The organism is Actinokineospora sp. NBRC 105648, from assembly GCF_030269645.1.
Classification (GTDB): Bacteria; Actinomycetota; Actinomycetes; order Mycobacteriales; family Pseudonocardiaceae; genus Actinokineospora.
The window spans coordinates 174,056-197,936 of record NZ_BSTR01000006.1 but is presented as its reverse complement, the minus strand read 5'-3'; the positions used below and the strand labels follow the sequence as shown (position 1 = coordinate 197,936).

Genomic DNA, 23,881 nt, shown 5'->3' with positions numbered 1-23,881 from the left:
CAATGGCTGGCACGGCGCGGTCGACACCCTGGGAGGCACCGTGACGCACGCACCCCCACCGGCCCTCGGCCTGCACCAGGTCGTGGCCGCGCACGCACGCTCGACCCCACACCGAGCCGCGGTCGTCGACGGCGACCGCGTGCTCGACTACGCCAAGCTCGACCGCGTCGCCGACGGCTGGGCGGCCCGGCTCCAGGCCGCCGGGGTCCGGCCGGGCGAGCGGGTCGCCATCCTGCTGCCGCGCCGCGCGGACGCCGTGGTCGCGCTGCTCGCCGTGCTCAAGACCGGGGCGGCGTACGCGCTGCTGGACCCGACCTGGCCCGCCGAGCGCGTCGCGGAGATGACCGCGGACCTCGACGCGCGCCTGGTCGTGACCGCGCCCGAGGTCCACCTCGACCTCGGGGTGCCCGTCTGGCGAACACCCACCGAGCCGGTCGCCGCGGACTTCACCCCGGTGCCGCGCGGCGGGTCCGACGCCTGCTGCGTGTTCTTCACCTCCGGCACCACCGGCAGGCCCAAGGGGGTCGAGACCCCGCACCGCGCGATCGCCCGACTCGTCGAACCGGGCTCCTTCGGCCAGTTCGGGCCGGATGCGGTCGTGCCGCTGGCCGCCCCGACCCCGTGGGACGCGTTCGCCCTGGAGCTGTGGGCGCCGCTGCTCACCGGCGGCACTGCCGTCGTCGTGGCCGAGAAGTACTTGTCCCCCAGCGGTTTGCGCGACTGCGTCGCCCGGCACGGGGTGACGACGGTGTGGCTCACCAGCAGCGTGTTCAACCTGGCCGTGGACGAGGACCCTGGCGCGTTCGCCGGTCTGCGCCAGGTGATCACCGGTGGCGAGCGCCTCTCCCCCGACCACGTGCGCCGGTTCCTGCGCGCCCACCCCACTATCCCGCTGCTCAACGGTTACGGGCCGGTGGAGAACACCGTCTTCGCCACCACCCACCCCATCGCGCTCGCCGACTGCGACGACCCCGACGGCATCCCCCTCGGCACACCGGTACCGGGCACGAACGTGCACGTGCTCGACCGCGACCGGCCGTGCGGCCCCGGCGAGGTCGGCGAGATCTGCCTCTCCGGGACCGGACTGGCCCTGGGCTACCTCGGCGGCCGCGACCAGGGCGGCTTCACCGAGGTCACCCTCGACGGCGTCCCGACCCGCGTCTACCGCACCGGAGACCTCGGCGCGCGGCGCGCCGACGGCGTGCTGACCTACCGGGGCCGGGCGGACCGCCAGGTCAAGGTGCGCGGCCACCGGGTGGAACCCGCGGAGGTGGAGCAGCGCGTCCAGGCCTTGCTCGGTGTGCGCGGGTGCCGAGTCGTAGCCCGGCACGACGACCGCGGTGCTGTGCGCGACTTGGTCGCGTTCTGCGTCGACGACGCCGGCAGTAGCCCCCCAGCCCGCGCAGAGGAGGTGCTGCGCGACGCGCTGCTGCCCCACCACCGCCCGGCCGAGGTGGTGACCGTCGCCGCCTTTCCGTTGACACCACAGGGAAAGCTGGACGAGCGCGCGCTGCTCGCGCTGCTACGACCCGATGCGGACGACGAACCGGCCGAGGCACCCGAGGACGCGACGTTGCGCTTGGTCGTCGACAAGATCGGCGAGGTGCTGGGCCGGGGCCGGGTCTCCCCGACCGCGCGGTTCGGCGACCTCGGTGGCGGCTCCCTCGACGCGGGCCGCGTCTGCGCCCGGCTGGGCGCGGCGACCGGTGTGCCGATCCCGCTGTCGCGGTTCCACCGGCACAGCACGGCGACCGAACTCGCGGACTGGCTGGCCACCGCCACCGCTACAGTGCCGACCCCGCCGCCGGTCGGTGACGTCCCGCTCACGCCGACCCAGCTGGCGCACCTGACCCACCACCTGGTGGAGCCGGCCGACCGCACCGGCCACTGCTTGCTCACCTGGGTGCTCGACGGCGAGGTCGACCTGGACGCGCTGGACGCCGCCATCGCCGCCGTGCACCAGCGGCACGAGGCGCTCAGCGCGGCCTACCTGCCCGATCCCGGTCCGTGCGCCCGCCCGTCGGAGGTGGAGCCGCCCCCGCTGGAGCTGCTGGCCGAGTGCGCCTCGCCCGACGCCGCGCTGGCCGCGGTGCGCGGGGTGCTGGCGGAGAAGCTGGACCCGACCGCGGCCGACGTGTGGCGGGTCGTGCTTGCCGAGGTCCGGCCCGGTTCCGGCGCCGTACTGGGGATCGCGGTGCACCACGTGGCCTTCGACGGCGCGTCGGAATCGGTGCTGGCCCACGACTTGGCCGCGGCCTACAACGGCGAACCCCTCGGCGACCCGCCGCCGACCCTCGCCCGCGCGCACGCGGACCGGGCAGACGCGTTGGCCGCCGCAGACCCGGCCGCCGCCGGTCGGCTGCGCGCCGAGTTGGCCGGCGTGCCGGACCTGCGCTGGCCCGAGCGCCCCGCGGCGCACGCAGGCCGTGCGCCCGGCTTGGTCGAGGTGGACCTGCCCGGGGTCGGGACCGACCGGGTCGCACCGCTGCTGGCCGCCTACGGCGCCGCGTTGGCCGAGGTCACCGGGGTCGACGACGTCGCCGTGGGCGTCCCGGTCGCGCAACGCGGCACCGCCGGGCTCGCCGCCGCGGTCGGCTGCCACATCACCACCGTGTGCGTGCGGCTGCGCGGCCCCGCCCTGGCGGGCGACGCCGAGGCGGCCGACCAGGCCCTGGCCGCGGCGTTGGCAACCCAGGACGTCCCGTTCACTGAGGCGCTGGCCGTCGCGGCGACCACGGGCGGCGGCAGGCCCCCGCTGTTCCAGACCTTGTTCGCCGTGCAGGACAACCCGCCCGCCGACCTGCCGCTGCGCGGGGTGGCCACCCGGTTCGTCCGACAGCCGTACCTGGACCTGCCGCTGGAACTGCACGCCGAGCTGTGGCCGCTGCCCGGCGGCGGGACTCGGCTGACCGTGTACCACCGCCGCGACGCGGTCCCCGACCGGACCGCCGCCGCCCTGGCCGAGGCCATGAAGGCCCGGCTGACCAACCAACCGACGACCCACCTGACCCCCCAGCTGACCGAGCACGCGACCACGCACCGCACCGAGGAGGCAGCCCGATGAGCGCACCCGGACTCGTGGTCGACCCCGACCGGCTGCTCGACCCCGACCTGCACGCCGAGGGCGACCCGCACGCGGTCTGGTCCTGGATGCGCGACCAGGCGCCGGTGCACCGGCACGAGGACGGCGCGCTGCCGTCGTTCTGGTCGCTGACCCGGTACGCCGACGTGCGCGACGCCTACCGGGACCCGGCGGTGTTCAGCTCGGCGCACGGCGTGCTGCTGCGCCCGACCGCCCTGGGCGCGGACCCCGGGGCGGGGCTGACCCTGGCGCTGACCGACGACCCGCGCCACCACGACCTGCGCGCGGCGGTCGCCGACTGGTTCAGCACCCGCTCGGTGCGCGACCTCGAGGACTTCTTGCGCGCCGCCGCCCGCCGGGTGCTGGCCGAGGCCGTCGACCGGGGCACCTTCGACGTGGTGCACGACCTGGTGGGGCCGCTGTCGATGGCCACGATCGGGCACATCGTCGGCGTGCCCGCGGCCGACCACGCCGCCCTGGTCCGCTGGACCGACGAGGCGTTCGCCGCCGGGATCTCGCTGGCCGGGCACCAAGAGCTGATGCGCTACTTCGCCGACCTCATCGACCTGCGGGTCGCCGAGCCGCGCGACGACGTGGTGAGCGCGCTCGTCGGCGCCGAGGTGGACGGGGACCTGCTCGCCGAGGAGGAGATCCTGCTCAACTGCGAGAACCTCATCGGTGCCACGGAGAACGGCAGGCTGGCCCTGGCGGGCGGGATCGAGGCGTTCCTCGACCACCCGCAGGAGTGGGACCGGCTGCGCGCCGACCGCTCGCTGCTCGCGGGCGCGGTGGAGGAGGTGCTGCGCTGGACGTCCAGCGCGGTGCACAGCATGCGCACCACGACCCGGCCGGTCGAGGTGGCGGGTACGCCCATCGGGGCCGGTGAGCGCGTCGTCGTCTGGCTGCCCTCGGCCAACCGGGACCCGGCGGTGTTCGCCGACCCGCACCGCTTCGACGTCGGCCGCGGCCCGAACCGGCACGTCGCCCTCGGCGGTGGCCCGCACTTCTGCCTGGGGTCGATCCTGGCCAGGGCGCAGGGGCGGGCGCTGCTGACCGAGCTGCTCGACGCGCCGTGGCGGCTGGAGCGGGCCGGGCGCGGCGAGCGGGTGCGCTCGCTGGCCGTGGCGGGACCGGAGACCTTGCCGGTGCGACCGGTGTGACCACCGAACAGATCAGGGGAACAGGATGAAGGTGCTGCTGGTCGGCTGGCGGCCGGAGGCGGTGGCGGCGCTGCGCGCGCACGGGGCCGAGGTCACCTGCGCGCTCGCCGCGGCCGATGACCTGGCGCGGGCCGGGCTGCTCGACGACGCGCACACCGTCGTCGTGGAGGACGCCGCCGACGCCGAGTCGACCCTCGCGGGTCTGCACCGGGCGGGTACCCCGCCCACGGCCTTCGACGTGGTGTGCAGCCAGTTCGAGTTCACGATGGTCACCGCGGCGGTGCTCGGCGGGAGCCGGTGCCCGCAGACGCCGGAGCAGGCGCTTCTGCTGCGGGACAAGGACCTGCAGAAGCGGCGCGTCCGCGAGGCGGGCCTGCCGGTGGCGGACTGCCGGGTGCTGACCCGGGCGAGCGAGGTGGGGGACGTGGGCTACCCGCGCGGGGTGATCAAGCCGCTGGCCGATTCCTCCACCCGTGGGGTGCGGCACTGGCAGAGCCCTCAGCAGCGCCGCGCGCTGGCGGACGAGTTGGGCGCGCTGCCGGGACCGTGGCTGGCGGAGGCGTGGGTGGACGGGTCGGAGCTGCACCTGGACGGCGTGGTGCGCGGCGGTGAGGTCCGCTTCCTGTCCGTGGGCCGCTACCTGCAGAACGTGCTCGCCATCAGGGATGGCGGCCTCGTCGGCACCGTCGTGCAGCACCCGCGGGCCTACCCGGAGCTGCAGCACGCCTGCCTCAAGTTCGCGGACCGGGCGATGACCGCCCTCGACCACCGCGACGGGGTGTTCCACCTCGAACTGTTCGAGGACGGCGACCGGCTGGTGTTCGGCGAGTGCGGCGGCCGGATCGGCGGCGGGTCGTGGGACGAGATGATCCGCCGCCAACACGGCGTCGACCTGCACGACGAGTGGGCACGGGCCGTGCTGGGCCTGCCCGGCGCGGCCGCTCCGGTGGTGTCGGACCGCTGGTACGGCGACCTGTTCCTGGACACACCTCCCGGGGAGCTGGTGTCCTGCCCGGACGTGGCCGCGCTGCTCGCGCGCCCCGGGGTCGAGCACGCGGTCGTCCTCGCCGAGCCGGGTGCCGTGCTCGCCGACCGCGCCACGGCCTCCAGCGCCTGCGCCGGCTTCGCCGTGGTGTCCGGGTCGGGCCCGGAGCAGACGGCGGACCGCATCCGCGAACTCGCCCGGTGGTTCAGCGACGAGTCCGTGCTGCGCTGACCGCCCGCGCGCGCTGGCCGGAGGGTCGGTACCAGCTGGCACGGGCACCCGTTTGCCTTGTCGGTGCCACAGGTTGTCGTGCCACGGGTGGTCGAAGCCAGTGGTGACCCCGCACTCGACCACGTGGTCGCGACGGGCTTGACGAAGAACGGGAACCCTTGTACCGCAGCGGATTCACGCAACGGGGCAGCGGTGGAACCGAGCGCGGCCCCGACCGGGCTTAGGCCGCGTTCGGCCACGCGCGGGCGCCTCGCCGGAGCGGACCAGAGGTTGCCCTGGCTTGCCGAGGCAGGCAACGCGTGTGCCGGTCAGAGGAAGTGCCCGCTGGCCAGGTAGGGAGCCGGGTCCGCCATCCCGCGCACGGCGAGGTAGCCCTCCTGGCCGATGTCGAGCCGGGCGGCCAGACCGACGTCCACGGCCCAGTGGTTGGCGGTGGTGATGCAGTTGACCAGCGTGTTCCCCCGCGAACTGGCCAACGCCTCCCACAGCAGGGCCTGCGCGGTCTCGACGTGCGCTGCGGCGAGCAGCACCGCCCGGCCGCCGTCGATGTAGACGTACCCCGGCCGGTCCGACTGCCGGGACACGACCAGTCGCGCGTTCTCCAGCAGGTAGCCGTGGTCTGGCCCATGGCCCGCCCCGCGCAGATCTCGGTCCAGCGCGTCCATCCAGTCCAGGTCTCCCGAGGCGCCCTCGACGAGTCCGGTGCCCGACGGCAGCGTGGCGCGGTCGACCGTGCCGACCATGCGCATCTGCGGGTAGAGGGTGAACCCGGCCACCCGGTAGCGCCGGGTGGCGCCCGGGTGCACGGTCGAGGAGAACATCCCCGGGCGGTCGCCCGCGTGCGCCAGGGTGGCGTCGATCAGCCGCTTGCCGATGCCCGTCCCCTGGCGGTCGGGCAGGACCCCGTAGGTCGCCAGGTACCAGAACCGCTCCCGGTTCTGCGAGATCGCGAACCCCACGACCTCGTCCCCGGCCGCGGCGATCCAGCAGCCCCCGGGGTCGGTGGTGAGCAGGAACCGCATGCGCTCGATCCACAGCTTCGAGGCTTCCGCCGAGCGCGGCTCCGGCTCCGGGTCGCTCACCCGTCGGGTGCGCCGGTCGCCGTCGAGGAACGTCACCGCGGACGCGGACTCCGCGCCGGGGAGGTCTTCCTCGCGCATGGGCCTTACCTGCACAGACTCCATGACCAGGCACTTTACCAAAGTGTCAGGACAGTTGCCTGGTATTGCCACAGTATGGCAACCTGACCGAGAGGTGTCGGGAACAAGGCAGGAGGCTGGTGCGTGGTGACCACCAACGCGGTCGGCACACCCACGACCGAGGTCCTCGGTGGCAGGCTCCGCTGGTCGCTCGCGGTCGACCAGGGCTTGGGATGCCTCGGGCTCTACTCGGTGCTGCCCGTGCTGGGTGTCCTGCTGGCGAGCGGGTCGAGCGCCGCGTTCGTCGGCATCGGGCTGTTCAGCTACTCGGCGTCCGCGGGCCTGTCGGCGATGCTGCTCAACCGCTGGCTGACAAGGCTCACCTACCTGCGCGGCATGGCGGGCAGCATGGTGTTGAGCGGCGTCGCGTTCGGCCTGCTGCCGCACGTGAGCTCGCCGATCGCCCGGTGCGGGCTGCTGGTGGTCGCCGGGCTGGGCGTGAGCGTGCACTTCCTGATGTCGCGGGTGCTCGTCGCCGAGGAGCTGCGCAGCGACATCGGCCGCAACCGGATGTACTCGATGCTGCAGATCGCGGTGAACGTCGCGGCCGCGGTCGGCCCGTTCATCGGCGGCTTCCTCATCCTGGTCGACGCCCGGCTGCTGCTCGCCACCGTGGCCGCCTGCTACGTGCTGGCGGGGGTCGCGCTGTTCTTCGGTGTCCCAGCCGATCTGCGCCCGGCGCCCGCGGTCTCGCGGTGGCCGATCAGCCGCGAGGTCCTGCGCTGGGCGGTCGTCGACCCGCCCACCCGCCGCCTGGTGCTCATCGGCGCGACCGGCGCGTTCGTCTACGGGCACTTCTACTCGGCGATCGCGCTGCTGGTCGCGCGGGACTTCGCGGAGTCCAAGTTCTTGCGCGGCGCGCTGATCGCGGGCCCGGCCCTGGCCATCGCGGTGTTCCAGGGTCCGGTCACGGTCCTGGTGACCAGGCTGATGCGCGGCGGCGCGACCCCGTTCACCGTGCTGGTCCACGGCACGGTCATCTTCACCCTGGCGCTGGTCACGCTGGGCTTGGACGTGCCGGTGCTGTGGGGCACGGCGGTGGCGGTGGCGCTCTTCGCGCTCGCCGAGATGGTCTTCACGCCGATGCAGAGCACCGCCTTCGCGGGTTTGGCCGTGCAGTCCAAGTTCGAGGCGTTCAACCTGCGGCAGGTGTGCTGGACCGTCGGCGAGGCACTGGGCTCGCTCGCGGGGGGAAGCGTGTTCCTCACGATGTACCACGACGGACTGCACCACACCTACTGGCTGGTGCTGGCAGTCTTGGTCTTCGCTGTCACCGTGGCCCTGGCCTGGACCTCGCGGGCGCGCCCGGCACTTCGCTAGCTCAGTCACCCGGACCGCGTGGCCGAGCGGTGCACCGGAGCACGGCGTCGATGTGTCCAATGTGGATGGTTAGCATCGCGGCCAAGACCGTCACCGGAGGGTGCGGCGCAGCGATCGCCCGGTCGCCTCGATCTGGTCGATGTCGTTGTAGTGGTGCACGGACAGCCGCACGAACCGCGGGAACTCGGCGAGGTGGAGCGGTGTGTGCGATCCGATCGCCACCCACCCCGTCACGCCGTCGGCCGCGAGTTCGTGCCGGATGTGTTGCGCGGAAACGTGTTCGTGCACGAACGAGACGATGCCCGCCCGCGTTCCGCTCGGGGCCAGCAGCCGGGTCCCCGGGATTTCCGCCACCACCCGCGACAGCGCCTCGAACACCTCCGGTGCCGCGCCGTCCGGTCGGGTCGCGGCGTGTTCGGCCGCGGCCAGCAGTCCCAGCACCACCGCGCCGTTGCGCTCAGCCGTCTCGAACCTGATCGCCCGGTCAGTGGTGAGGCGGTGGGCGGTCAGCGACTCGACCTCGGCCACGTGCAAGTCGTGGAACGGCAGCTCGACCCGATCCCACAGCGCGCGCGAGATGAACGCGAACCCGCTCCCCCGCGGTCCGCGCAGGAACTTCCGCCCCGCCGCGGTGAGCAGGTGGCAGCCGATCTCCCGGACGTCCACCGGGAGCTGCCCGACGGTCTGGCAGGCGTCGACGACGTAGACCGCGGCCGAGTCCGCGAGCAGGGCGCCGACCTCGGCGACCGGTAGCACCGCGCCCGCGCCGGAAGGCATGTGCACCAACGACACCAGGCTCACCCGGTCGTCGAGGTTGGCGCGCATCCATTCCAGGTCGAGCTCGCCCGCCGAGTCGGTCGGCACCACCTCGATCACGCAGCCGTGGCGCAGCGCCACCCGTTGCAAGGCGATGAGGTTGCCCGCGTACTCGTACGGGGTGACCCAGATCCGGCTTCCCCTTGGCAGGGGCAGGTTGCACACCACCCGGCACCACGCGTCGGTGGCGCTGGCGAACAGCGCGATCTCGTCCACCGGCGCGCCGACCAGCCGCGCGAGCACCTCGTAGACCCGGTGTTCCAGGTCGTGCGCGTGCGCGGCCTCGGCTTCGTACGGGCCGAGCTCGGCCTCCTCGGCGAGGTGGCGGGCCATGACGACGGGCACCGCGGGCGCCGGGATACCGGCGCCCGCGGTGTTGAGGTGGATCATCAGGCGGCCTCCCGGCCTGCCGCCGCGGACTCGGCGAAGCTGCGGTCCAGCGCCCGCGGGTCGCCGCCCGCGCGCCGCCAGTCCCGGTACTTGCCCGCGTAGCTGATGAGGGTCTCCCGGTCGCGCCGCCCGGGCGAGCGGGTGAGGATCCCCGCCCACAGGCTGTCCCAGCGGGCGTAGGCCGGGTCCCCGAGCAGCACCCGGTGCGCCTTCTTCATGTTCCAGAACGGCACGCCGGTGTTGAGGTGGTGCACCAGGTGGTAGTTGTCGTTGTGCCGCCCGAGCAGGAACCGCTCGACCGCCCACCCGTGCCGGTTGCGCGTCATCAGGATCTGCTTGCCCTCGCTCTCCGGTAGCGGGTAGTGCTCGGCGAGCTCGGAGAGCCACCCGATGGTGACCGCGGTGGTGAACATCGGCACGAACCAGAAGAGCAGCAGCTCCGGCAGGAAGCCGAAGGCGGCGCACACCCCGATGATCACCGCCCAGAGCCCGCCCAGCACCCACCGCTCGGCGCGCAGGCTGATCGGCATCGACACGGCGACCTGGTCCTGGCGGAACAGCAGCCGGTCCTGCACCACGTACCGGACGTACTCGAGGGTGCGCAGGCCCAGCACCGCGAACAGGATGTTGCGCAGGAAGAACGACCGGTTGGAGGAGTCCGGGTCGTAGATGCCGCACTCCCGGTGGAAACCGTAGTCGGGGTCCTTGTCCGGGTCGCCCAGGTACCGGTGGTGGAAGCCGATGTGCGAGCTGCGGTACGGGTTGTACATGTGGAAGACGAGGTGCCCGGAGAACACCGTGCCGAGCGCGACGTTGAGCTTCCCGTTGCGCGCCAGCACCTTGTGCGACGACTCGTGCAGGATGTTGACCATGGCGCGCTGGGTCGACCCGATCAGCAGCAGCGAGACCGGGTAGAACCAGTAGGACACGCCGACGCAGAGGTAGATCGACACCGCGACCACCGCGTAGTCGAAGAGCAGGCCGAGCGCACCGTGGTAGTCGTCCGGTTCGCACAGCGCCCGCACCTGCTTGCGGATGTGCGGTGCGAGCTTGCTGAAGTCGAGGTCGTGCTGGTCTTGCGACAAGAGGCTCACGGGCTTCCCCCAAGGGATCGTGACACCGCCCGCGCCGGCCGTCGGCTGGACCACCCGGTGCGGGCGGCGGAGTCGTCAGCGGGCGAGTCGTCAGCGGGTGAGACCGGCGGCGAACGCCGAGGTGTCGCCGCGCAGCACGACACCGGGACGACCGTCGACGCCGACGGGCACCGGCCCGCCGACGGTGACACGCTCACCGCGGCGGTGCTGGCCGTGGTAGTCGTAGACCGCGTAGTGCAGGGTCGCCTGGTTGTCCCAGATGACCAGGTCGTCGGCGCGCCACTTCCAGCGCGCGGTGAACTCCGGCTTGGTCGCGTACTCGTGCAGGACGCGGATGAGGTCGCGGCCCGCCTGCGGGCTGAACCCGTGCACGCGCCGGGCGAAGCCGCCCAGCAGCAGCGAGCGCTCACCGGTCTCCTCGTGCACGCGCACCGCCGGGTGCTCGGCCTCGAACTGGTGCATCAGGTAGTTGGTGCGCGAGTCGCCGTCGTAGGTGTCGTCGGTGAAGTCGGCGTCGTTGGAGTGCACGATCCGCAGGCGGTCGGCGAGGTCGCGCAGCTCCGCGGGCAGGTTCGCGTACCCGACGGCGGTGTTGGCCCAGATCGTGTCGCCGCCGACCGGCGGGCAGACCACGTTGTGCAGGAACGCGAAGGCGGGCGGGCGCTCCAGGTAGGTCAGGTCGGTGTGCCAGTGGTTGGCCCGGGTGCCCTCGCCCTTGGAGTCCATCTCGCGCAGCAGCGGCTTGCCCTCGGGGCCGCCGTAGAGCGGGTGGCCCAGGGTCAGCTCGCCGAACCGCTGGGCGAAGGCGACCTGGCTGGCGTAGTCCAGGCGCTGGTCCCGCAGGAAGATCACCTTGTACTTGAGCAGCGCGGCGCGCAGCGCGGCGATGGTCTCCGCGCTCTGCGGGGCGGTCGCGTCCACGCCCGTGACCTCGGCCCCGGTGTATCCGGTCAACGGGGTGATCCCGATGTCGACGGCGGTGGCGATGGTGTCCGTCATAGATCCACACCTTTCTCGGTTGACAGGGATTTGCCAACAACATTGCCATCATGTGCCAAGTCTGGCAACCTTTGTCGGGAAGACGATCGAGGGGAGGCTGCGGGTGATTGATCGGGACGCGGTGGACGCGCTCGGGCACGAGGTGGTCGACTGGCGCTTCAAGGGCCTGCCGGTCGGCGCGGAGGGCGGCACGGTCGACGAGGTGGCCGCCAGGGGGCTCAACCTCTTCGACGACGGTTTCCTCGGCCCGGTGCTCACACTCGACGAGGGGGCGCTGGAGCACAACATCCAGACCATGGCGGCGTGGTGCGCCGAGCGGGACGTTCTGCTCGCCCCGCACGCCAAGACGACGATGGCGCCGCAGCTGTGGGCCCGGCAGCTCGCGGCGGGGGCGTGGGGGCTCACCGCGGCGAACGCCGCGCAGCTGCGCGTCTACCGCCGCTTCGGCGTCTCCCGGGTGCTCTTCGCCAACGAGCTCGTCGACGCCCCCGCGCTGCACTGGGTGGCCGACGAGCTGGACCGGGACGAGCGGTTCGAGTTCAGCTGCTTCGCCGACTCCCCCGAGGTGGTCCGGCGGATGACCGGGGCGCTGGCGGCCCGCCCGCCCACGCGCCCGGTGGACGTGCTGGTAGAGATCGGGCGGACCGGTGGCCGGGCGGGCGCGCGGACGCTGGACGACGCGCTCGCGACCGCCAAGGAGATCGCGGCGAGCCCGCTGTTGCGCCTGGTCGGCGTGGCGGGGTACGAGGGGGTGCTGGTGAACGACCCGTCGCCGCACAGCCTGGCCGTGGTCGACGAGTTCGTCGAGCGGCTGCGCCTGCTCACCACCCGGCTGCACGAGGACGGGATGTTCGAAGCCGAGTCCGTCATCGTGAGCGCGGGCGGCAGTTGCTTCTTCGACCAGGTGGCGGCCGGGTTGACCCGACCGTGGGCCGACGGCCTGGCGGTGCTGCCGATCCTGCGCAGCGGCTGCTACGTCGCGCACGACGACGGCTTCTACCGGTGGATGTCGCCGTTCTCCCGCACCGAGCCCGGCGGGTTCCGCCCCGCCCTGCGGGCGTGGGCCAGGGTGACGTCCCGACCGGAACCCGGACTGGCGCTGCTCACCGCGGGTAAGCGCGACCTGTCGTTCGACGCCTGGATGCCCGAACCGCAGCTCATCCGTCGCGACGGCGGGGAGGTGCTGGCATTGCGGGACTGCGTGCTGAAGGAGATCAACGACCAGCACGCCTTCATCCGACTCGGCCCGGACGCCGACCCGCGGGTCGGTGACTGGGTCGGCCTCGGTCTCGCCTACCCGTGCACCGCGTTCGACAAGTGGCAGCTGATCCCGGTCCTACGCGGTGAAACCGTTGTCGATTTCGTGCGCACCTTCTTCTGATTCGAGAGACTCCAATGGGACGCCCCACGCGAAAGGAGCCATTCATGCCGAGGCTGCTCATCGGCAACTGGTCGAACGAGCCGGAACTGGCGAACATGTCCGACGGCGGCCGCAGGCACGTGGGCAGCCAGGGGCAACGGATGGTCTGGAGCGCCCAGCCCGGCGAGGTGGTGGTGCTCCCGTTCGAGCCAGCACCCGGTTTCCTCGCCTACGCCACCGAGCACCTGGGGTTCCGCCCCGAGGACATCGAGGTCCTGGTGCCGCCCGCGGGCAAGCTGCCGGACGTGCTCACCCGCGACCGCCTGGCCGACGAGTCGTTCCTCGAGGTCGTGCGCCACGCGGTCGCCGCGCGCGGCGTCGACCGGGTCGAGGCGTTCTACCTCGACGACTACGTCAACCAGCTGATCCGGCGCCTGGACCTGACCGCGGACGGCTTCGCCTTCGCCGAGCAGGGCGGCAACGAGCTGCTCAACAGCAAGGTCGTGTTCCGCGCGGTGGCCTCGGGTATCGGTCTGCCGCTGCCCGCCGGTGTGGTCACCGACTCGCCGGAGGACGCGACCGCCTTCCTGTGGCACCTGCTCTCCCGCGGCCGCTCGGCGATCGTCAAGCAGGACGTGCACGTCGCGGGTCTCGGCAACGAGATCATCACCCCGACCGCGGACGTCGAGGCGCTGGGCGCGCTGCACTCGACGGTGTGCGCCGACCGCACGGCGCTGGAGGCGCGGGTGGGCGAGCGCTGGTCCTGGTACACCGACGGACTGCGGCGCCGGGTCGTGATCGAGGAGTACCTGCCGGACTCGGTGTCGCTGTGGGGCGAGACGGCGATCACCGACGACGGCGTGGAGATCCTGGGGCACGGCCAGGTCAGGTTGAAGCCGGTGCTGGACGGGGTGGTCATCCCGGTGCCCCCGGCGGTGGCCGGGGCGGCGGCGTTCCCCGGTTTCCTGGCCGACCTGCGGGCGCTCGCGGAGGCCATGCGCGCCATGGGGTACCGCGGGCTGTCGAACATCGACGCGATGCTGACCGCGGACGGCCGGGTGCTGTTCAACGAGTTCAACGCCCGCCACGGCGGTTCCACCCACCTGTTCCGGATCGGTGAGCGGGTGGTCGGCGGCGACTGGTTCGCCGACCGCTGCCTCATCGAGCGCCGCGAGTGCGCTTTCCCGGCGTTTCCCGACGCGCTCCGCGAGCTGCGCGACCGGGGGCTCGCCTACGACCCGGGCACGCGGACCGGCGTGCTCGTCCCGGTGTGCGGCACCCGGCCGGACGGCACGGGCGGTGAGGCGTGCGTCGTCGGCGCGGACCACGCGGCGGCCGAGGCCATCGAACGCGCCCTGGTGGAAGCGTTCCCGGACTAGCGAAGGATCCCGCACTGATGACCACGGTCGGCTACCGCAGCATCGCCACCAGGCCGGTGCTGGTCTGGACGGCGGCGGCGCTGGCGAACAAGCTGCCGATCGCGATGGCACCACTGGCGTTCGTCTTCCTGGCCAGGGAACTGCCGGGCGGGTACGCGCTCGGTGCGACGCTCGCCGCGGTGTGGGTGCTGTCCGAAGTGGTCGGTGCGCCGCTGCTGGGGGTCTGGTTCGACCCGGACCGCGCGCGGCTGCACCTCGCTGTGGGCCTGGGGACCGGCGCGCTCGCCTACGCGGTCCTCGCCTTCGGCCACTCGCTGCCGCTGCCGGTGCTGTTCGCGCTGACGTTCCTCTCCGGGTTCGGGCCGTCCGCCTCGCCGGGCGGCATGCGCGCGACGCTCACCCGGCTGGTGCCGGAGCACGACGTCTCGAAGGTGCTCAGCGCCGAGGTCTCGCTCAACGGCCTGGTGTGGGCGGCCGCGCCGGTGCTCGTCGCCTTCGTGGCGCTGGGCGCGGGCCCCGGCGTGCCGATGGCGCTGGCCGCGGGCTTGAACGCGGTCGCGGTCCTGCTGATCGTGTTCTTCCTGCCCGAGGGCCGCTTCGACCCGGCCCCCGCACGCGGCGGCGGTTCCACCGCGCGGATCCTCGCGTCCGCGTGGCCCAGCTACCTGACCGCCGCCGCGTCCATGGCGATGGTGGCGGTCATCGAACTGGTGCTGCCCGCCCTGGTCGAGTCGAGGGGCATCTCGGTGCGGGCGGTGGCGCCGCTGCTCGCGGCCTTCTGGGTGAGCGGCGTCCTCGGCGGCTACCTGTACGGCAGGCGCGACTGGCCGGGCAGCCGCCGGGTCCAGGCGTTCCTGAGCCTGCTGGTCACCACCACCGCGCTCACCCTGGTGGCGGCCGTCCCCGGGGTGATCGGCATCGGGGTGGCCCTCGCCGTGGGCGGCGTGTTCCAGTCCGCCGTGCTGGTCACCCGGAACCTGTCCCTGCGCGAGGCACTGCCGCCCTCGGCGCACACCGCGGGCTACGCGATCATGTACGCCACCACCGGCATCGGCTACAGCATCGTCGCGGCCACCTCCGCCCTGGTCATGACCGCCGCGTCACCCGCGGTGGCGATCGTGGGCAGCGGCGCGATCACGCTGACCATCGGCATCGCCGCCGCGGCGGCGGAACGCAAGCGGAGCCACCGGGTCCCGGCCCCCCGAGACGGGCGGGATGCCGGGTAGGCAGTCCGGGTGGAGAACCTCGGGCTCGGTACTAGGGCCTGTGTCGAAGTCAGCCGTGATGGCGTGATCTGCTTGGGCGTTGTCCGGTGTGTCGGTGGTCGAGAATGAGCGAGGTCGCGCATCGCAAGGCCAAGGGGCCCAAGGGCGGTCGTCCACCGGCCTTCGACCCCGAGGACTGCAAGCAGCGCCATACCGTGGTGTGCGGCGTCAACCGGCTCAAACGCCATCGTGGGGTGGCCACCCGCTACGACAAGCTCGCCGTGCCCTACGAGGCCACTGTGCACATCGCCGCGATCAACGGGTGGCTCTGACCGACTTCGATACAGGCCCTAGGGCTCGGTCCGCGCGTACCGCTCGACGATAGCGGTGCCGATCGCGGCCAGGTGGTCTCGCACACCCGGGGGTCCGGTCACCTCAACCCACTCGACCAGCCCGGCGAGCTCACCGGCGAGCAGGTACTCGCTGTGGCCGCGGATCACGACCTCGATGCGACCATCGGTCGTGGCACCCCCGACGTCGAGCCGATCGTCGAACGCCATCCGGAGCACGCCTATCCCGTGGGGCACGCACACCGCCTGGATCTCGAGGGGCATCCGCTTGCGGTCGACCTCGGCGGCGATCTCGCGCCAGCTCTCGGCGAGGTCGAAGTCCTCGGGTCGGTGCACGGGGTCGGCGGTCGGGTCGGTGGACGACACGCGGTCGATCCGGAAGGTCCGCCTGCCTGCCTCGGTGTTGGCGACGAGGTACCACGACGGACCCTTGGCCACGATGCCCAGCGGGTGGACGGTTCTCTCGGTCTCGGCGCCGTCGCGGTCGAGGTAGCCGAGCCGCACCTGGACGCCGCGGATCACCGCGTCCTGGAGTTCGTCGAGGAAGCGAGGTGGTCGGCGCTCGACCCGGCTGGTCCCCCAGTGTCGCGGGTCCACGACCAACGACGACGCCGCTGCCTCGGCCTGCGCCCGGAAGGGCTCCGGCAGGGCGTGGACGAGCTTGCGCAGCGCCGCTCGCACGGCGGGCGTCGCGGCCGAGGCCGGCCCCGCGACCAGGAACAGGGCGCGGGCCTCGCCCGCGGTCAACCCGGACAGGTCGGTGCGGGCGCCGCCCACGAGGCGCCAGCCGCCGCCTCGGCCCTGCGTGGCGTACACCGGCACCCCGGCCATGGCCAGGGCGTCGAGGTCGCGGCGGGCAGTGCGCTCGGAGACCTCCAACTCGCGGGCGACCTCCGCCGCTGTCGCGTGCTCGCGCCGTTGCAGCAAGAGGAGGATGGCCACCAGCCTGTCGGTTCGCACGCCGACAACACTGGCACACAAAACCGGTCATGAGGTGACCGGTTTGGGCGGCAAGCTGGCGACATGCCCCACCGGCGGGACCACTGGTCGCGACCGAGTGGCCCCGGCCCGTCGGGGGTGCGCCGACGTGATCCTCGGCGCCCGGTCACCCGGATTGGAAGGAAATACGATGGTCGATCCAACCGATTTTCCCGAGCCCACCCTCATCCCGGTGAACGGTGTGGAGCTCGAGGTCTTCGAGGCGGGCCGACACAACGCGGGAAATCCCATCGTGCTCTGCCACGGCTGGCCCGAACTCGCCTTTTCCTGGCGCCACCAGGTGCCCGCCCTCGCCGCGGCGGGCTACCACGTCATCGCCCCGAACCAGCGGGGCTACGGCAACTCGTCCCGTCCGACCGAGGTGGCGGACTACGACATCGAACACCTCTCGGGTGACCTCGTCGCGCTCCTCGACCACTACGGGTACGAGGACGCCACCTTCGTCGGCCACGACTGGGGCGCGTTCGTCGTCTGGGGACTGACCCTGTTGCACCCCGACCGGGTGAACAAGGTGATCAACCTGAGCCTGCCCTACCAGGAGCGCGGCGAGAAGCCGTGGATCGAGGTCATGGAGGACGTGCTCGGCGGCGACTTCTACTTCGTCCACTTCAATCGGCAGCCGGGCGTCGCGGACGCCGTGTTCGACGACAACACGTTCCAGTTCCTCCGGAACATCTACCGGAAGGACCTGCCCCCCGCGGAGCCCCAGCCGGGCATGGCGCTGATCAACCTCGCCAGGGCGGGAACACCACCCGGCGAGCCCATCATGAGCGACAGCGAACTGGGCGTCTTCGTCTCCGCCTTCGAATCATCGGGTTTCACCGGCGGTGTCAACTGGTACCGGAACCTCGACCGCAACTGGCGGCTGCTGGCGGACGTGGACCCGATCATCCAGCGGCCCGCACTCATGATCTACGGCGAGCGGGACGTGATCGCGAGGTCCGAGCGGTTGGCGGAGTTCGTGCCCAACGTGGAAGTGGCCAGCCTGGACTGTGGTCACTGGATCCAGCAAGAGAAGCCGGAGGAGACAACCCAGATGATCCTGGGGTGGCTGGAGCGGCAGGGTTCGGCGAACCCGGTCTCGACCCGGTCCAGTCAGGACGCGTAGGCCGGCCACGGGCACGACAGCGTCGTGCCCGTGGCGATCCAGGCACACAGGGGTGTGGGTGGGTCGGGGTTGACCAGGCGGGCGTGAACCCGAACGGTCTCGTGGGCGTCTCAGCCACGAGGTCATCCGGGGGGTTCACGCCCGCGGGGCCACCTGGTGGTGGCGGGTGTGTCGATCCGGGCTACCGTCGTTCGACGCGTAGTCGAGGGCGCCCGCAGGGGGCGGGGCTCAGTGAACGTCCCGGCTATCCAGACACGAAGGACAATCCCATGACCGAACTGACCGCGGACCAAGCCCGGCGGGCGATCGTCGACCACACCCGGCGGTTGGCGGAGTCGGCCGTCGCGGCCGGGCCCGACGCCGCCGTGCCCACCGCGCCGAAGTGGACCACCACCGACCTGGTCGCGCACGTGGGCCAGACCCAGAACTGGGTCGCGGAGATCATCGAGCGGCGCATCAGCGACCCCACCCAGCTGCCCGCGGAGCTGGCCGCACCGCCCGCCGGTCCCGGCGAGTGGCAGGCGTGGCTCTCGGAGTCCGCGCAGCGGGTCGCGAACGCCTGCTCCGACGACGCGCTCGACGCACCGGTGTTCAACGCCTCCGGCGACGGGCGGACCGGGGCGCGGTTCTGGCTGACCACCATGGTCAACGAGGCAGTCGTCCACGGCGTCGACGCCGCCACCGCGGCCAACCGCCCGGCCGACATCGAGCCCGCCGTCGCGGCCGCGCTCATCACCAACCACTTCACGATGCTGACCTCCCCCACCTGGGCGATGCAGCGGTCGGAGTCCGCCGACGCCATCCGCGGCACCGGGCAGACCCTGCAGTGGCAGGCAACCGACACCGCGGACGACGCGGGCGCGTGGTTCGTCGAACGGCAGCCGGACGGGGCGACGTGGCAGCCGGCGACCCAGCCGGCTGACGTTACGGTGACTGGCCCGGCGCAATCACTGCTGCTGACCCTGACCCGACGACGCCCTCTCACCGCCGGCGATGCCACCGACATCACCGACATCACCGTCCAGGGCGACACCGACCTCGCCCAGCACTGGCTCGACAACACCGCCCACGCCAGCGACTGACCGGCACCGGTACTAGGCCGGACCCAGCACGTTCGCCATGCCGGACCGGCGTCCTCGACAAGCGGAGAGCTCCGGCCGGACCGCCGCCATCTTGGGGCGTGCGCGGCGCCGCCAAGGGCAACTGCGCTCCTGGTCGCTGGACCATGGAACCCGCGCCAGAGCGGGATTTTGCGCTCTGGCGCGGGTTTCGTGCGTGCGCGGGCACCGGTGCGGGTCGTCGTCGTGGCACCGATGCCCGTGCCAGGACCGTCTGCGAGCAGGTGCCTGCTGGTCAGGTCTTGTGGACCAGGATCGCGCCGGTCCAGAAGTCCTCCAGGACCGCGGTGATCGACAAGTGCTTGGTCGCGCACGTGTAGCCGGGGACCTGCAGTCCGGTCAACTCGAGCGGCAACTTGGCGGTACCCGTGACGGTGCCGACGTCACCGATCGGATATTCCGTCACCTCCAAGGCGGTCGTGGACTTGCGGATGTTGAGCGTCGACTGGTCCCGCGTGCAGACGACCCGCACGTCGACGGTCACCTTGACCGAGATCGTGGTCGCGTCGCCGCCGACCGCCACGTCCACCTCTTGGAACGAGACGGTGGCGACGGCGCCGTCCCAGCTCACTTCGGTGGCCTCCGGCACGAAGTGCGCGGTGGCCGCCAGCGCGGTGCCGGAGCCACCGAGCAGGAGCGCCACCGTTGTCGCGGCGGCCGCGGCGAGTCGTGCCAGACCCCGCCGTGCCGCTCCCGACGGTCCGCGGTCGCTCGGAACACCCGGCGGACGCCTGGTGATCAACGCACGAGTCTCTCTGCTGGAAAGCACGCTGGCCCCTTGTCCGGTATCACTGCGGGAAGGTGGCGCCGGCCGGCGCGGTGTCCGCCCGGCGCCACTCGCTTCCATCGTCAACGCCTCAGCGGTTGGCCCGATGACCGGGAGTCCTCGGTCAGACGGGCTCGAAGTCCACCGGGACCTCGTTGTTGTTCTGGTCCCGGGCACCGCCGGACGCCCCGTTGACGACCGTGAAGTCCTTGGTCGTCCCGTCGAAGGTCAGCCGCAGCGTCTCGAAACCGACCCGCAGGGTCGACACGCCCCGGAGGTTGGCGGCCGAGACCTTGAACTTGATGTCGATGTTGACGTCGATCAGCTGCTCACTGCGGAAGGTCTCCTTCAGCACGCTCTGGCTGGTGTCCCGCTTGAAGTTGAGCACCCACAGGCTCCAGCCGGAGGACGACGGGAGGTTGTAGACCTGCCACAGGCTCTTGAAGTCGTAGCTGCGCAGCCTGCCCTGGATGCGCCCCTCCAGGTCGAAGCCCTGCGACTGGATCTTGAGGTTCTGCAGGGTGCTGAAACCGTGGTACGCGGCGACATCACCGTTGACGCCGGGGACCCCGGAGAGCTGGACGGTCGGGGAGATGAGGGTGAACTGGCCGAGGTTCGGAGCGATCGTGAACGAGCCCGGCGTGCCGACGGCGCCGACCGGACCCGCGGAGGCCACGGCTCCGCTCGTGGCCACGGTCACGACGCTGACGGCGATCGCCAGCGCTGCTCGGGTGCACGCTTTCCATGCACGGTTGCCCATGTCTGCCTCTTTCATATCCGGGGGGTGTGGCGGACCCGCTGGGCCGCGCCTTTCTGGATACGGGCGTTCAACGACTTGCGCCGTCGCCACACACCTCATCAGGAAGCACTGGATGGCGACTGGACCGCGACTGGACAGCGACCTGCTGCCTGCGGGAATACGTTACCCGCGAAGGGTTTGACGAAAGCGCGCGGCAGTGGGACGACGGGTCCGGGGGCGGCCCGGCGGGCACCGGGGCGGTGATCAGGTGGTGATCAGCGTGGTGATCGAGCGATCCTGGTGCTACCGGCGCCCCTTGCCTGCCTCGAACGGCGCGAATGTCTGGTCGCACTGGTCGACCTGCCCGGCGCCCCTAGCCCGAGCGGTGCGACTTCCTTGTGCGTCGGCGGCCGGCCCCACTACTTTTTTGGTGGTCGGCAGCCGATGGCGGGGGACCCGCGGTGACAACGAGGTCGGTACGCATCCAGGTGCTGGGTTCGCTTCGGGCGTGGCACGACGACGCCGAACTCGATCTCGGCCCGCCCGGCAGGCGCGCGGTCCTCGGGCTGCTCGCGCTCGCGGGCGGCGACGCCGTGGCCCGGCGCGACCTCGTGGACGCGCTGTGGGGCGACCGGCCGCCGCCGAGCGCGGTGAACATCGTCCAGACGCACGTCAAGCACCTGCGGCGGCTGCTGGAACCCGGGCGCGCGCCGCGGGCGGGCAGCGGGGTCCTGCCGCACTTCGGTGGGGGTTACGCCGTGCGGCGGGACGCCGTCGAGGTCGACCTGTGGCGGTTCCGCGAGCTCATCGCCGAGGCGAACGACGCGCACCGCGCCGCCGACGCCGCCCGCGCCGTGGCCTCGTTCGGTGCCGCGCTGAGGCTGTGGCGCGGTAGGCCGATGGCCGACTTGCCGCCGCTCACCAGCCACCCCAAGGTCGTTTCGCTGGTCGCCGAGCGCCGGGAGGTGTTCTCCCGGTACGCCGGGGCGATGATCGACGCGGGCGACGCGGCGGAAGTCCTGTCCGGCATCGCCGAAGCCGCCGCGGAACAGCCCCTCGACGAGGCCGCGCAGGCACTCCTGATCCGCGCCCACCAAGCCCTCGGGCAACGGGGCGAGGCGTTGCGGCTCTACGGCAGAGTGCGAACGCGGCTCGTCGACGAACTCGGGATCGACCCGGGACCGGAACTACTGGCCGCGCACGCGGCCGTGCTGCGCGAACCCGTCGCCGCGGTGGCCGCCGAGCCCCGGCAGGCGCACCGGGTCCCGAAGCAGCTACCCGCCGAACCGCGCGGGTTCACCGGCCGGACGGCCGTACTGTCCAGTTTGGACAGTACGGTGACCGGCGGCATCGTCGCGGTCTCCGGCACGGCGGGCGTCGGCAAGACGGCGCTGGCCGTGCACTGGGCCCACCGCGTCCGGTCCCGCTTCCCGGACGGGCAGCTGTACGCGAACCTGCGCGGCCACTCGTCGGGCGCCCCGGCCACACCGGTGGAGATCCTCGCGCAGTTCCTGGTGGCGCTGGGGATCTCGCCCGACCGCGTACCCGCTGACGAGGAAACGGCGGCGGCCCTGTACCGGACGCTGACGGCCGACCGGCGGATCCTGGTCCTGCTGGACAACGCCGTCGGCCCGGACCAGGTCCGGCCGCTGCTGCCCGCCGGACCCGAGTGCCTGGTCGTGGTGACCGGGCGCGACCGCTTCACCGGCCTGGTCGCCGTGCACGGGGCACGCCAGCTCACGCTCGACGTGCTCAGCCCCGACGACGCCGTCGAACTGCTCGCGGGCGTCCTGGGCCGCGGGCGCGTCCGCGCCGAGCCGGGGGCGGTCCTCGAGTTCGCCAAGCTGTGCGTCCACCTCCCGCTCGCGCTGCGGATCGCCGCGGCCAACCTCGCCGATCGGCCCGGCGACGGCATCGAGGACTACGTCGCGGAACTGCGCGAGGGCAACCTCCTCGCCGCCCTCGCGGTGCCCGGTGACGAGCAGACGGCGGTGCGGACCGCGTTCGACCTGTCCCACGCCGCCCTGCCCGCCGACGCCCAGCGGCTGTTCCGGTTGCTGAGCCTGGTCCCCGGTGCGGATGTAGGCGCCGAGGCCGTGGCCGCGCTGGCCGGTACCGAGCCCACGCGGGTGCTCGCGCCGCTGGACCGGCTCGCCGCGGCGCACCTGGTCGAGCACCACACGCCGGGCCGGTACCGCTTCCACGACCTGCTTCGCCGCTACGCCGCCGAGCAAGCCGGACGGCTGGAGCCCGCCGCGGACCGCGAGCGGGCACTGGGCAGGCTTTACGACTGGTACCTGGCGGCGGTGGACGGCGCCGCCCGCCTCCTCTACCCGCACATGCTGCGACTGCCGGTGTCCGGCGTCCCGCCCGCCTTCCCCGGCCTGGGCGAGGCGACGGCGTGGCTGGACGGCGAACGCGCCAACCTCGTCGCCGCCGTGCGGTTCGCGGCGGACCACGGCCCGCGCTCCATGGCGTGGCGGCTCGCCGACGCGTTGCGCGGCTACTTCTGGATGTGCATGCGCCGCGTCGAGTGGCTCGCGGTCGCCGAAGCGGGCCGGAGCGCCGCCGACGCCGACGGTTCGCCCCGCGCGCGGGCCGCCGCCCGGCTCAGCCTCGCCGACCTGCACTTCCGCCAGGGGCAGTACCGGCAGGCGGTCCGGCAGTACACGGCCGCGTTGCTGCTCGCGCGGCAGGCGGGCTGGGTCGAGGCGCAGGCCGCGGTGCTCGGCAACCTGGGGTGCGTCTACTGGCAGTCCGGGCGGCTCGCCGACGCCGCGTCCCGGTTCGGTCGCGGACTGGCCCTGAGCAGGCGGATCGGCCAGCCCGCGGGCGAGGCCGTCGCCTTCGGCAACCTCGGGCTCGTCCACTGGGAGATGGGCAGGCTCGCCGAGGCCACCACCCACTACACCCAGGCGTTGCACCGGTACCGCCGGATCGGGTCCCGGTACGGCGAGGCGATCAACCTCGCCAACCTCGGGCAGGCGCAGCGCGCCCGCGGTCGGACCGCCGAGGCGGTGGAGCTGCTCTGCCGGTCCCTGGACCTGCAGTGCGAGGCGGGGAACCGGGGCGGCGAAGCCGAGACCCGCAGCAGGCTGGCCCTGGCACACGGCGACCGCGGCCACCGGGCCGTGGCCCTCGAGTGCGCGGGCACGGGCCTCGCGCTCGCCCGGGAGGCGGGCGACCCGCGGACCGAGGCGGAGGCGCTGGCCGCCCTGGCGGCAGTGCTCGCCCGCTTCGGCGACCGGCCGGAAGCGGTCCGCCGGTACGGCCAGGCCCTCGACCTGATCCGCGAGACCGGCGACCGCTACCCGGAGGTCGACGCGCTGATCGGCTTGGCGGCGGTCACCGCGGACCCGGGGCGCGCCCGGCAGGCTCTCGCGCTCGCCGAGCAGGCGGGCTACCGGGCGCTGCAGGGTCAGGCCCTGACGACGTTGGCGGGCGCCCTGTTCAGCCGCGGCGAACCCGGTGCCGCCACCGAGCACGCGCGGGGCGCGCTCGCCGTGCACCTGGAGACCGGGCACGGGCTGGGCGAGACGCGAACGCTCTCCCTGCTCGCCCGGCTGCGACTGGCGAGGTGA

The 23,881-nt window shown here is 72.7% G+C and carries 18 protein-coding genes; 11 read left to right on the top strand and 7 right to left on the bottom strand.

All coding sequences use genetic code 11. The annotated features are described in order from the left end of the window. The first annotated feature begins 40 nt into the window (after positions 1–40). From QSK30_RS08515 to QSK30_RS08505, 3 genes are read left to right on the top strand one after another with little or no spacing between them, the layout of a single operon-like run. Positions 41–3,064, top strand: coding sequence for a non-ribosomal peptide synthetase (locus QSK30_RS08515; RefSeq protein ID WP_285501056.1), 3,024 nt, complete (start codon positions 41–43; stop codon positions 3,062–3,064). Beyond that, entirely contained in the window at positions 3,061–4,242 is a 1,182-nt protein-coding gene (locus tag QSK30_RS08510) for a cytochrome P450 (protein ID WP_285501055.1), read from the top strand. Before QSK30_RS08515 ends, QSK30_RS08510 begins: the two co-directional genes overlap by 4 nt. 25 nt (positions 4,243–4,267) lie before the next feature. After that, positions 4,268–5,458: a hypothetical protein gene (locus QSK30_RS08505; protein WP_285501054.1), complete on the top strand. Its 1,191-nt coding sequence runs from the start codon at positions 4,268–4,270 to the stop codon at positions 5,456–5,458. Positions 5,459–5,766: 308 nt separating this feature from the next. Here the strand turns inward: QSK30_RS08505 and QSK30_RS08500 are convergent, their stop codons facing one another. Next, positions 5,767–6,618 carry a GNAT family N-acetyltransferase gene (locus tag QSK30_RS08500; protein ID WP_285501052.1) on the bottom strand — a complete coding sequence of 284 codons (852 nt, stop codon included), beginning with the start codon at positions 6,616–6,618 and terminating at the stop codon, positions 5,767–5,769. Between the two features lie 126 nt (positions 6,619–6,744). Here QSK30_RS08500 and QSK30_RS08495 point away from each other — a divergent pair, with 126 nt between their 5' ends. Further along, positions 6,745–7,977 (top strand): MFS transporter, encoded by a 1,233-nt coding sequence (locus tag QSK30_RS08495; RefSeq protein ID WP_285501050.1) that lies wholly within the window; start codon positions 6,745–6,747, stop codon positions 7,975–7,977. A 90-nt stretch (positions 7,978–8,067) separates the two neighbouring features. Here the strand turns inward: QSK30_RS08495 and QSK30_RS08490 are convergent, their stop codons facing one another. The 3 genes from QSK30_RS08490 to QSK30_RS08480 all read right to left on the bottom strand — a co-directional run bounded on the left by QSK30_RS08490 (position 8,068) and on the right by QSK30_RS08480 (position 11,276). Next, complete coding sequence (locus tag QSK30_RS08490; RefSeq protein WP_285501048.1) at positions 8,068–9,183, bottom strand: aminotransferase class V-fold PLP-dependent enzyme; 1,116 nt, start codon at positions 9,181–9,183, stop codon at positions 8,068–8,070. Continuing rightward, positions 9,183–10,277, bottom strand: a complete 1,095-nt coding sequence (locus QSK30_RS08485; RefSeq protein WP_285501046.1) for a fatty acid desaturase family protein — start codon at positions 10,275–10,277, stop codon at positions 9,183–9,185. Before QSK30_RS08485 ends, QSK30_RS08490 begins: the two co-directional genes overlap by 1 nt. 90 nt (positions 10,278–10,367) lie before the next feature. Further along, a complete protein-coding gene (locus tag QSK30_RS08480; RefSeq protein WP_285501044.1) occupies positions 10,368–11,276 on the bottom strand; it encodes a TauD/TfdA dioxygenase family protein in 909 nt (302 codons plus the stop codon). Positions 11,277–11,379: 103 nt separating this feature from the next. Between QSK30_RS08480 and QSK30_RS08475 the strand changes: the two genes are divergently transcribed. From QSK30_RS08475 to QSK30_RS08460, 4 genes are all read left to right on the top strand, one after another. Further along, positions 11,380–12,657: an amino acid deaminase gene (locus QSK30_RS08475; protein ID WP_285501043.1), complete on the top strand. Its 1,278-nt coding sequence runs from the start codon at positions 11,380–11,382 to the stop codon at positions 12,655–12,657. A gap of 44 nt (positions 12,658–12,701) precedes the next feature. Further along, on the top strand, positions 12,702–14,015 hold the full coding sequence (locus QSK30_RS08470; protein ID WP_285501041.1) for a preATP grasp domain-containing protein: 1,314 nt from the start codon (positions 12,702–12,704) through the stop codon (positions 14,013–14,015). 17 nt (positions 14,016–14,032) lie between these two features. Beyond that, complete coding sequence (locus QSK30_RS08465) at positions 14,033–15,241, top strand: MFS transporter (protein WP_285501038.1); 1,209 nt, start codon at positions 14,033–14,035, stop codon at positions 15,239–15,241. A 104-nt stretch (positions 15,242–15,345) separates the two neighbouring features. Next, complete coding sequence (locus tag QSK30_RS08460; RefSeq protein ID WP_285501037.1) at positions 15,346–15,552, top strand: hypothetical protein; 207 nt, start codon at positions 15,346–15,348, stop codon at positions 15,550–15,552. An 18-nt stretch (positions 15,553–15,570) separates the two neighbouring features. Here QSK30_RS08460 and QSK30_RS08455 read toward each other — a convergent pair whose 3' ends face one another. Then, the gene (locus QSK30_RS08455; protein WP_285501036.1) at positions 15,571–16,530 is read right to left on the bottom strand and encodes a helix-turn-helix transcriptional regulator; all 960 of its coding nucleotides are present in this window, start codon (positions 16,528–16,530) and stop codon (positions 15,571–15,573) included. 169 nt (positions 16,531–16,699) lie between these two features. On the opposite strand from QSK30_RS08455, the gene QSK30_RS08450 reads away from it, so the two are divergent. Together QSK30_RS08450 and QSK30_RS08445 are read left to right on the top strand one after the other, a co-directional pair. Beyond that, a complete protein-coding gene (locus QSK30_RS08450; RefSeq protein ID WP_285501034.1) occupies positions 16,700–17,677 on the top strand; it encodes an alpha/beta fold hydrolase in 978 nt (325 codons plus the stop codon). A gap of 269 nt (positions 17,678–17,946) precedes the next feature. Further along, positions 17,947–18,759, top strand: a complete 813-nt coding sequence (locus tag QSK30_RS08445; RefSeq protein WP_285501032.1) for a maleylpyruvate isomerase family mycothiol-dependent enzyme — start codon at positions 17,947–17,949, stop codon at positions 18,757–18,759. A gap of 271 nt (positions 18,760–19,030) precedes the next feature. Here the strand turns inward: QSK30_RS08445 and QSK30_RS08440 are convergent, their stop codons facing one another. Beyond that, positions 19,031–19,537 carry a hypothetical protein gene (locus tag QSK30_RS08440; RefSeq protein WP_285501030.1) on the bottom strand — a complete coding sequence of 169 codons (507 nt, stop codon included), beginning with the start codon at positions 19,535–19,537 and terminating at the stop codon, positions 19,031–19,033. A gap of 148 nt (positions 19,538–19,685) precedes the next feature. After that, complete coding sequence (locus tag QSK30_RS08435; RefSeq protein ID WP_285501028.1) at positions 19,686–20,321, bottom strand: hypothetical protein; 636 nt, start codon at positions 20,319–20,321, stop codon at positions 19,686–19,688. A gap of 440 nt (positions 20,322–20,761) precedes the next feature. On the opposite strand from QSK30_RS08435, the gene QSK30_RS08430 reads away from it, so the two are divergent. Continuing rightward, positions 20,762–23,881, top strand: a complete 3,120-nt coding sequence (locus tag QSK30_RS08430) for an AfsR/SARP family transcriptional regulator (RefSeq protein ID WP_285501026.1) — start codon at positions 20,762–20,764, stop codon at positions 23,879–23,881.

Bases quoted from the DNA above. Each gene is read 5' to 3' on its own strand.
- QSK30_RS08510 (WP_285501055.1), top strand. From the start codon at position 3,061: ATGAGCGCACCCGGACTCGTGGTCGACCCCGACCGGCTGCTCGACCCC.
- QSK30_RS08505 (WP_285501054.1), top strand. From the start codon at position 4,268: ATGAAGGTGCTGCTGGTCGGCTGGCGGCCGGAGGCGGTGGCGGCGCTG.
- QSK30_RS08500 (WP_285501052.1), bottom strand. From the start codon at position 6,618: ATGCGCGAGGAAGACCTCCCCGGCGCGGAGTCCGCGTCCGCGGTGACG.
- QSK30_RS08490 (WP_285501048.1), bottom strand. From the start codon at position 9,183: ATGATCCACCTCAACACCGCGGGCGCCGGTATCCCGGCGCCCGCGGTG.
- QSK30_RS08480 (WP_285501044.1), bottom strand. From the start codon at position 11,276: ATGACGGACACCATCGCCACCGCCGTCGACATCGGGATCACCCCGTTG.
- QSK30_RS08470 (WP_285501041.1), top strand. From the start codon at position 12,702: ATGCCGAGGCTGCTCATCGGCAACTGGTCGAACGAGCCGGAACTGGCG.
- QSK30_RS08465 (WP_285501038.1), top strand. From the start codon at position 14,033: ATGACCACGGTCGGCTACCGCAGCATCGCCACCAGGCCGGTGCTGGTC.
- QSK30_RS08460 (WP_285501037.1), top strand. From the start codon at position 15,346: ATGAGCGAGGTCGCGCATCGCAAGGCCAAGGGGCCCAAGGGCGGTCGT.
- QSK30_RS08450 (WP_285501034.1), top strand. From the start codon at position 16,700: ATGGTCGATCCAACCGATTTTCCCGAGCCCACCCTCATCCCGGTGAAC.
- QSK30_RS08445 (WP_285501032.1), top strand. From the start codon at position 17,947: ATGACCGAACTGACCGCGGACCAAGCCCGGCGGGCGATCGTCGACCAC.
- QSK30_RS08435 (WP_285501028.1), bottom strand. From the start codon at position 20,321: ATGGGCAACCGTGCATGGAAAGCGTGCACCCGAGCAGCGCTGGCGATC.